Here is an 8,589-nt window from a genome sequence, read left to right as displayed (position 1 = left end):
TTGTACACAGCGAGATCAAGGCAGATATCGGACCCTTGGTCTTTACGCCTGGGAATGGTAATTCGGATGCCTCGCGCATGCAGGTACTTGCGAATGCTGGGATAGCTGTACCCTTTGTCGCCTACCAGCCGGTGGGGTCGGATTCTGGGTCTCGGACGTCCAGGTCGATCCACGGCGCCGATCTCAAGCAGCGGTTGCAGGAACTTCGCCTCGTGTCGTTCTCCACCACTCAACACAAAGGCGATGGGCAACCCGTTGCCTTCGGCTCGCAAGTGAATTTTGGTTCCGAACCCGCCGCGTGATCGTCCGAGAGCTTCGCTTTGCTGGCCTCCTCGTGCCCCTGCAGCGCATTGATGGGCTCGGATCACGGTGCCGTCCACGAAGTGTTTGGACCGGTCGAGCTGACCTTTCAGGTCAGCCTGTCGTAAGAGCTCATCAAAGATGTTCTGCCAAATGCCCTTGGCATTCCAGCGACGGAACCGGCTGTGGATCGTCGTCCACTTGCCGAACCGCTCAGGAACATCGCGCCATGGCGCACCCGTTCGCAGCAGCCAGATGATCCCGCTGACGATGGGCCGGTGGTCAAGATATGGCCTTCCAAAGCCGGCCTGTGGAGGGAGGAGGGGGGCGAGTTGCTGCCATTGTTCGTCAGTAATTTCTTCGCGGCACAGCGGCCAAGCCTACTGGCCTGAAGCTCATAGCCAGTCTTGGCCGACACGCCCTAGCCGGCCAAGTTGCGCGGCAGGGCCGGACCCGCCCCGCTTCTTGTGAGTGGAGGGCGGCGGACTGGACCAGCCTCGCGCCGCAAGTCGGCCCCCGGGTGCCGCTGCTTGCGCCCTTCACTCTCCGCCCCGCACTGGACCCGCCCCTCAAGGCGACGCCGACCCGCGATCTGTTGGGAGGGGCCGGGCCGCGCGCTGCCGGGGCCGCCACCAGCGCGCCAGAAACAGGAGTGCCAGCACCGCCGCCGCCATCAGGGGGGGCGTATGGTCCTTTTTCACGCCCCAGTAGTAGTGCAGCGTGGCCAGCCACACCGAGACGTACACCAGCCGGTGCAACCCCGTCCAGCGCGCAAAGCCCAGGCGCCGCACCGCGCGCGGGGTGCTGGTCAGGGCCAGGGGCACCAGCAGCAGCAGGGCCGTAAAGCCCACCGTGATAAAGGGCCGCTCCAGCACGTCCTCGGTCATCTGGACGGGGGCAAAGCCGTGGTCAAACAGGTAGATCAGGAAGTGCAGGGCGGCGTAGCCAAAAGCCAGCAGCCCCAGGCTCTTGCGCACGCGCGCAGGCCACGTCCAGCCGGTCCAGCGCCGCAGCGGCGTGCAGGCCAGCGACAGCAGCAGCAGCACCAGCGCCAGCAGGCCCGTCTGCTGCGTGGCACGCTGAATGGGGTTGGCCCCCAGGGCGCCGCTCAGGGCGTCCAGCACCAGCACGGCGGCAGGCAGCAGGCCGCCCGTCACCACCGCCGGCACCAGCCACCGCAGCGGCGCACGGCGGCGCGTCAGAAGAATCTCCGCAGGTCCATGCCCTTGTAGAGCCCCGCCACCTGATCGGCGTAGCCGTTAAAGAGCAGCGTCTTGCGCCGCCCCAGCTCGCCAATGCGCCGCTCGGTGGCCTGACTCCAGCGCGGGTGCGGCACCGCCGGGTTCACGTTGGCATAAAAGCCGTATTCACGCGGCGCCGCCAGGGCCCAGGTGGTTTGCGGCTGCTTTTCAGTCAGGGTAATGCGCACGATGCTCTTGATGCTTTTAAAACCGTATTTCCACGGCACCGCCAGCCGCAGCGGCGCGCCGTTCTGTCCTGGCAGCACCCGCCCGTGCAGGCCCACGGCCATGAAGGCCAGCGGGTGCAGCGCCTCGTCCAGCCGCAGCCCTTCCACATAGGGCCAGTCCAGGACCGGCTGGCGCTGGCCCGGCAGCTGCTTGGGGTCCAGCAGCGCCGTGAACTGCACATATTTGGCCTTGCTCGTGGGCTCCAGGCGCCGGATCAGCGCGGCCAGTGGAAAGCCCAGCCAGGGCATAACCATGCTCCAGCCTTCCACGCAACGCATGCGGTAGATGCGGTCTTCCAGCGGAAACCACGACTGCAGGGTGTCGATATCCACGGTCTGGGGCTTACGCACCTCGCCGTCAATCCGCACGGTCCAGGGCCGGGGTTTCAGGCTGCCGGCCAGCCGCGCGGGGTCGGCCTTGTCGGTGCCCAGTTCGTAGAAATTGTTGTAGGTGGTGGCCTGCCGGTAGGGCGTCACGGCCTCGGCGGTGTCGTAGGGGCCCAGGGGGCGGGCTGGGCGGGCGAAGGGGTCGGCGGCCTGCGCCTCGGCGCTGCCGGCCCCGGGGCGGCGGGTCAGCAGTTCCAGGCCGCCGCCCAGGGCCCCGGCGGTCACGGTAAACAGCGCGGCGCTGCGCAGAAACTCGCGCCGGGGGTTGAGGGGATTGCCCGGCGCCAGCAGGCGGCGCTCCTGCTCCTCGGTCGGCGTCTGGTGGTCGGGGGGGGTCTGCGGCTCGGTCATGGGGCCTCCTTTGTACACAGATGTACACAGCTTGGCCGCGTTCGGTTCACTGCACTGTCGGGTGGGGCACCAGACAGGGCGCCCCCCCAGCCATCAAATGAAGGCACAATAAAGGCCCAGGGCGCTGGCCGCGCTCGTCCCCCTTTTCGGAGGTCTTTCCATGAACAAACTGCTGCTCGCCGCCGCACCCCTCAGCCTGGCCCTGGTGGCCACGGCGCTGACCACCGCCGCCAGCCCCGCTGCCCAGGCCCAGCAAGGGGCCAAACTCAAGGCCTGCTTTATCTATGTGGGCCCGGTGGGTGACATCGGCTGGAGCTACGCCCACGACGAGGCGCGCAAAAAGACCGAAAAGGCCCTGCCCTGGCTGGAGACCAAGTACGTGGAAAGTGTGCCCGAGGGCCAGGCCGCGCCGGTGATTGACCGGCTGGTGCGCGACAAGTGCCAGGTGATCTTCACCACGTCCTTTGGCTTCATGGACCAGACCTACGACGCCGCCAAGAAGTACCCCAACGTCATTTTTGCCCATGCCAGCGGCTTTAAGCGGCTGCCAAACCTGGCCACCTACATGGCGGACTTCTACCAGATCTACTACCTCAACGGCATGATGGCGGCGGCGGTCAGCAAGAGCGACAAGCTGGGCTACGTGGGCGCCTTCCCGGTGCCCGAACTCAAGCGCCACATCAGCGCCTTTGCGCTGGGGGCGCGCGCCGTGAACCCCAAGGCCACGGTCAGCGTCAAGTGGATCAACGCGTGGTTTGACCCCAACAAGGCCCGCGAGGCCGCCGAGGCCCTGATCAGCGAAGGGGCCGGCGCCCTGGCCTTTACCGAGGACACCGCGACTGTGGTGCAAACCGCCGCCAGCCGCAAGATTCCCAGCTTCGCCCACTACTCACCCATGTACAAGTTCGCCCCCGATTACGTGGTGAGCGGCCAGCTGGTGCACTGGGAAAAGATCTACATTGATTTCCTGACCAAGGTGCGCAATGGCACCTACACCAACAAGAACCTGCAGAAGGTGGATTACTGGAACCTGCTGAAGGGCGGCAGCGTGGAACTGGGCGCGCAGGACGGCATGGCCATTAACCCCAAGTGGGTGGGCGCCCTGAAAGCCAAGACCATGACCGTGAACGGCAAGAAAACCAGCGTCTATGACCGCGTCATGGCGCTCAAGACCGAGATGGAAAAGGGCGGCAAGTTTGACCCCTTCACCGGCCCGCTGAAAGACCGCAACGGCATTCTGCGCGTGCCCGCCGGCAAGGTGATGTCGGTCGCCGACCTGAACAACATGGCCTGGGTGGCCCCCGGCGTGGTGGGACAGGTGGCCGACGAACCCAAGAAGTGAATGGGTGATGGTTGACGGGTGATGGTGGGGCCGGTAAGGCCCGGCCCACCCAAAGGAGGGCGGCGGGAGGGAGCATTCCCCACCGCCGCCCTTCCTTTTTCCATCAACTATTGCCCTTCAACCATCAACCCTCTCCGCCCGGGCGCGCACCTGCGCCGGCGTGAGCGGCCCGCCGTGGCCCGGCCAGATTTCGCGCAGGTCCATGTCGGCCATGCGTGCCAGCGTCGCCCGGGCCTGGGCATGGTCATGGTTGTAGGCCGCGCGGGGCAGGTGGGCACCGTCGGGGGCGCCCACCACCGCGTCGGCGGCGATCAGGACCCCGTCCCGCTGCACGCCGATCTGCCCCGGGGTGTGGCCGGGCAGATGCACCACCTCCCAGCCCAGCAGGTCCTGACCCGGCAGGACCGAGCGCAGGGCCCGGGCCGGCACCTTGGGGTGCAGCCGGGAGATCAGCGGGCCCAGTTCCGGGCGGCGGGCGGGGTACGGCAGGTCGTGCACTTGCCCTGTCAGGGCGGGATGTTCCAGCGGGTGGGCCAGCAGCAGCACCCCGGCGCGGGCGGCCACGAAGGCGCCCCCGGCGTGGTCCACATGCGCGTGGGTGAGCAGCAGGGCGTCGGGGGCAAAGGTACGCAGCAGGCGGGCAAACACCGGCGCATACGGCAGCGCGCCGCTGTCCACCATCAGGCGGCCCCCGGGGGTGCTCAGCAAAAAAATATTGGCGTACAGCCGCTCGACCCTCACCGTCACGCGCCGAATGATGCCATGGGAAGAGGGGCAGGAGGCCGCTGTCCTGACTGGCCCCAGGCCGGGACGCCAGAAGCAGCCCCAGGGAGACCCAGGGCTGCTGTCACAGACGTTCTGCTGGCTTCAGTTCTGGCGGTAGCCCGTGGCCACCCAGCCGCAGTCCTCGCGGACCAGCGTGACGATGCCGCTGTAGGTGTCCACCACGGGGGTGCTGGAGCCGCGCGGCACCAGGGTAATGGTGACGCTGCCGCTCACCTGCGCGCTGTTGCCGCTGATCACGGCGTTGGAGGTGCTGACCTTGAAGGAGAAGCTCGAAAATCCTGCCGAGTAGGCGCTGGCGGCGGCCGAGAGCGCAGATTCAGCGGCGGACTGGGCGGTGGCCCGCGCCGCCGCGGCGTCCTGCTCAGGGGTCACTTTGCACTCAGCCGGGGCGGGTGCGGGGGTGTTTTCACCCAGGGCGGCCCCCCTGGCGGGCAGGGTGCCCTGCAGGTTCGCCACGTTCACCTTGTAGTTCACGCCCAGCGCCAGCCGGGGCCCCACAATGGGCTGCAGCACGGTGCTTACGCGCTGCACGCCCGCTTCCACGTAGCCTTCCACCGGAATCAGGGGAATGCCGTAGCGCAGGCCCAGCCCCGCGTGCAGGGCGGCGTTGCCGTTGAGCAGGTCGGCGCCGGCCAGCGCGTAGGTGGTCAGGCCGCCGCTGCGAAACAGGTCAAAGGACACGGCGGCGCCCACGGCCACCCCGCCCGACTGCCCCTGCACGCCACTCAGGCAGTACGCGCCCTGCGCATGCACGCCCAGACGGCCCTCCTGCACCCCGGCGCGCACGCCCACGACCTGGCAGCCCAGGCCCAGGCTGCTGTTCAGGCCCAGGCGCACATCGGCGGCGCCCGCGGCCCCGGAAAGACCCAGGGCACCCAGCGCCGCCGCCATCATCCACTTCATTCGCTTCATCGGCCCCTGTTCTAACACAGGCAGGGGCCACGCCACGGTACAGACGCGCGGTCAGTACGTGTAGAAACCCTGCCCGCTCTTGCGGCCCAGCAGCCCCGCCTGCACCATCTTGCGCAGCAGCGGGCTGGGGCGGTACTTGTCGTCGCCCAGGCCCTTATGCAGCACTTCCATGATCGCCAGACAGGTGTCCAGGCCAATGAAGTCCGCCAGGGTCAACGGACCCATCGGGTGGTTCATGCCCAGCTTCATGATGCCGTCAATCGCTTCGGGCTCGGCCACGCCTTCCATCACGCACTGAATGGCCTCGTTGAGCATGGGCATCAGGATGCGGTTGGAGACGAATCCCGGGAAGTCGTTGCACGACAGCGGTGTTTTGCCCATCTTCTCGGCTGTTTCGGTAACGATGCGCGCGGTATCGTCGCTGGTCTGATACCCGCGAATGACTTCCACCAGTTGCATCAGCGGCACTGGATTCATGAAGTGCATGCCGATAAAGCGCTCGGGCCGGCCGGAGGCGGTGGCGAGGCTGGTGATCGGAATGGAGCTGGTGTTGCTGGCCAGGATGCCGTCCGGCTTGACGATCTGCCCCAGTTGCCGGAACAGCTCGGCCTTGACCGCCTCGTTTTCCACGATGGCTTCCACGACCAGATCGCAGTCAGCAAAGGCCTGCAGATCGGTGGTGAATTGGATGCGGCCCATCACCTCGGCGGGGGTGCCTTGCAGGCGGCCCTTCTCGTGCAACTTGGCAAGGCTCTTTTCCATGACGGCCTGCCCACGCGCCAGAAACTCCTGCTTGACGTCCTGCACGACCACGGTAAAACCACTTTGCGCCGCGACCTGCGCGATGCCGCCGCCCATCTGACCGGCGCCGATAACTCCAAATTTCATAGATTCACATCCTTGCTAAGTAGCTCGCTGTTGATGTTTAGGTCAACCGAGCGGGCTGGAACAGCTGCGTCGCAGAGCGAGAAGCGAAAAAGGGGCCTCGCCCCGAGAATGGAAACGTTTCTGCGCTGTTCTGAAACGTTGGCATGGGGGAGGGGCGAGGTACTTAGTGGGGAGACCCCTGGAAAGCCGCGAGTTTAAAAGGACTGTGGGGGCCACCTGTGACGCAAACCACGCCCGCGTGATTCAACTCGACCAGAGTGGCCGAGCGTGCCCCGGCCGGCTTCTGCTGCGCGGCCTTGAAACAGCGTCCTATCTGGGCTGCACTGACCCATCGTCCCGTCGCAGCGTGCACGAAGCGGACCAGCACAGGCAGCTCTGCCGCCGAGGGTGAATGGCCCGCCAGACTCGCCTCTGCCCATTGAATCTGCCCCTGTTCGTTCATACCGAACCTCAGCGGAAGCTTCAGAGGCCGCAGCGCCACAAGATACTCAACGAAGCTGAGCCCTGACTCCGTCTGGAGGGTCTGGCGGCCCAACAACACACACCCGCCCGGCTGACAGATGGCAGTGCTCAGTGGGGGCGTGGCGGTGCCGAGAAACCCTTCCCTGCCCCCCACCACGCCCATCACCAGGGTCAGCGCCAGCCCCTTCACTCCACCAGCGGCACGCCTTCCAGGTCCACAGCGCGGCTGCGCTTGACCGGCGTAAAGGCCGTGTAGCGGTAGCGCGCGCAGCCCTTTTGCACGAAGGGGTCCTGGTCAAACAGGTCCACCAGTTCCTGCAGGGTATCGGCGTGGGCCAGGATCACGCCGCCCGTGCGGTCCACCTTGCGGCCACTAACGAGAAAGAGCCCGCTCTTGTAGTGCTGCTCCAGCCATTCGCGGTGGTCGGGGGTCACGGCGGCCAGTTCCTCGCCCATCTTCAGGTAGGTGCTTTCCACGATCCACAGGGGTTTGGTCTGGGTGGTCATGCGCTTAGCCTACCCGTTTCACAGCCAGCGCAAGGCCATTGCCGCCGCCCATGCACAGGGTGGCCACGCCAGTCTCCTTGTCCTGCTGCTGCAGGGCGTGCAGCAGGGTGACCAGAATGCGCGCCCCACTGGCACCAATGGGGTGCCCCAGGGCCACCGCGCCGCCGTTCACATTCACCCGCGCCGGGTCCAGGCCCAGTTCACGGCTGACGGCGAGGCTCTGCACGGAAAAGGCCTCGTTCAGTTCCCACAGGTCCACGTCGCCTGCGGCCATGCCCAGATTCTTCAGCAGCTTCTGGGTGGCGGGCACCGGGGTCATCATGACCCACTCCGGGGCCAGGCCGCCCGTGGCGTAGCCGGTAATTTCCGCCATGACCTTCAGGCCGTGTGCCTGGGCGAAGGCTTCGGAGACCACCAGCAGGCTGGCGGCGCCGTCGTTCAGACCCGGGGCGTTACCAGCCGTCACCGAGCCGTCTTTCTTGAAGGCAGGCTTCAGCTTGCCCAGCGTGTCCAGGCTGGTGTCGGCGCGGGGGCCCTCGTCGGTGTCCACGGTCACCTCGCCCTTGCGGCCCTTCACAGTGACGGGCACGATCTCGTCGGTAAAGCGCCCGGCCTGCTGCGCGGCAATGGCCTTCTGGTGGCTGGCGGTGGCATAGGCGTCCTGTTCCTCGCGGCCAATGCTGTACTTCTCGGCCACGCGCTCGCCGGTCAGGCCCATGCCTTCGTCGTTAATCGAGCACCACAGGCCGTCGTGGGTGTTGGCGTCCAGCACCTGCGCGTGGCCCAGGCGGTAGCCCTTGCGGGCCCCGGGCAGCAGGTGCGGCGAGTTGCTCATGGACTCCATGCCACCCGCCAGCACCGCCTGCTGATCCCCCGCGCGGATGCTCTGGGCCGCCAGAATGACCGCTTTCAGGCCGCTGCCGCAGACCTTGTTGACGGTCAGGGCGCCCACCTCGTGGGACAGGCCCGCGCGCAGGGCGGCCTGCCGGGCCGGGTTCTGCCCGCTGCCCGCCTGCACCACCTGCCCCAGGATGACGTCTTCAATCAGCTCGGCGCCCACACCCGCGCGGCGCAGGGTGTCGCGCAGGGTGAGGCTGCCCAGTTCCACCGCCGGCACATCGGCCAGGGCGCCCAGGAACTTCCCGGTGGGCGTGCGGCTGGCCGCCACGATCACAGCTTTGGTCAT

9 protein-coding genes are annotated in these 8,589 nt (G+C 66.9%); 1 reads left to right on the top strand and 8 read right to left on the bottom strand.

Translation table 11 applies throughout. The features are described from left to right. From K7W41_RS11080 to msrP, 3 genes are all read right to left on the bottom strand, one after another. A partial coding sequence (locus tag K7W41_RS11080; protein ID WP_224608138.1) for an IS5 family transposase occupies positions 1-656 on the bottom strand: 656 nt, incomplete at its 3' end. A 213-nt stretch (positions 657-869) separates the two neighbouring features. Further along, positions 870-1,469 (bottom strand): protein-methionine-sulfoxide reductase heme-binding subunit MsrQ, encoded by a 600-nt coding sequence (locus K7W41_RS11075; protein ID WP_224608127.1) that lies wholly within the window; start codon positions 1,467-1,469, stop codon positions 870-872. A gap of 29 nt (positions 1,470-1,498) precedes the next feature. Continuing rightward, the gene (gene msrP / locus K7W41_RS11070; RefSeq protein ID WP_224608124.1) at positions 1,499-2,506 is read right to left on the bottom strand and encodes a protein-methionine-sulfoxide reductase catalytic subunit MsrP; all 1,008 of its coding nucleotides are present in this window, start codon (positions 2,504-2,506) and stop codon (positions 1,499-1,501) included. Positions 2,507-2,666: 160 nt separating this feature from the next. Between msrP and K7W41_RS11065 the strand changes: the two genes are divergently transcribed. Continuing rightward, positions 2,667-3,848 carry a BMP family ABC transporter substrate-binding protein gene (locus K7W41_RS11065; RefSeq protein ID WP_224608121.1) on the top strand — a complete coding sequence of 394 codons (1,182 nt, stop codon included), beginning with the start codon at positions 2,667-2,669 and terminating at the stop codon, positions 3,846-3,848. A 117-nt stretch (positions 3,849-3,965) separates the two neighbouring features. On the opposite strand, the gene K7W41_RS11060 is transcribed toward K7W41_RS11065, so the two are convergent. The 5 genes from K7W41_RS11060 to K7W41_RS11040 form a co-directional block, all read right to left on the bottom strand. Further along, positions 3,966-4,595 carry an MBL fold metallo-hydrolase gene (locus tag K7W41_RS11060; protein WP_224608118.1) on the bottom strand — a complete coding sequence of 210 codons (630 nt, stop codon included), beginning with the start codon at positions 4,593-4,595 and terminating at the stop codon, positions 3,966-3,968. A gap of 120 nt (positions 4,596-4,715) precedes the next feature. After that, positions 4,716-5,546, bottom strand: coding sequence for a hypothetical protein (locus tag K7W41_RS11055; RefSeq protein WP_224608115.1), 831 nt, complete (start codon positions 5,544-5,546; stop codon positions 4,716-4,718). A 51-nt stretch (positions 5,547-5,597) separates the two neighbouring features. Beyond that, positions 5,598-6,434 carry a 3-hydroxyacyl-CoA dehydrogenase family protein gene (locus K7W41_RS11050; RefSeq protein ID WP_224608112.1) on the bottom strand — a complete coding sequence of 279 codons (837 nt, stop codon included), beginning with the start codon at positions 6,432-6,434 and terminating at the stop codon, positions 5,598-5,600. Between the two features lie 648 nt (positions 6,435-7,082). After that, positions 7,083-7,403, bottom strand: a complete 321-nt coding sequence (locus K7W41_RS11045) for a YciI family protein (RefSeq protein WP_224608109.1) — start codon at positions 7,401-7,403, stop codon at positions 7,083-7,085. 4 nt (positions 7,404-7,407) lie between these two features. Beyond that, positions 7,408-8,589, bottom strand: coding sequence for a thiolase family protein (locus K7W41_RS11040; protein WP_224608106.1), 1,182 nt, complete (start codon positions 8,587-8,589; stop codon positions 7,408-7,410).

This window comes from Deinococcus multiflagellatus, from assembly GCF_020166415.1.
Lineage (GTDB): Bacteria > Deinococcota > Deinococci > Deinococcales > Deinococcaceae > Deinococcus > Deinococcus multiflagellatus.
Note: the sequence above shows the minus strand (reverse complement) of the source record. Positions and strands in the feature narration are given on the sequence as shown.

Bases quoted from the DNA above. Each gene is read 5' to 3' on its own strand.
- K7W41_RS11040 (WP_224608106.1), bottom strand. From the start codon at position 8,589: ATGACCAAAGCTGTGATCGTGGCGGCCAGCCGCACGCCCACCGGGAAG.
- K7W41_RS11050 (WP_224608112.1), bottom strand. From the start codon at position 6,434: ATGAAATTTGGAGTTATCGGCGCCGGTCAGATGGGCGGCGGCATCGCG.
- K7W41_RS11065 (WP_224608121.1), top strand. From the start codon at position 2,667: ATGAACAAACTGCTGCTCGCCGCCGCACCCCTCAGCCTGGCCCTGGTG.
- K7W41_RS11055 (WP_224608115.1), bottom strand. From the start codon at position 5,546: ATGAAGCGAATGAAGTGGATGATGGCGGCGGCGCTGGGTGCCCTGGGT.
- msrP (WP_224608124.1), bottom strand. From the start codon at position 2,506: ATGACCGAGCCGCAGACCCCCCCCGACCACCAGACGCCGACCGAGGAG.
- K7W41_RS11045 (WP_224608109.1), bottom strand. From the start codon at position 7,403: ATGACCACCCAGACCAAACCCCTGTGGATCGTGGAAAGCACCTACCTG.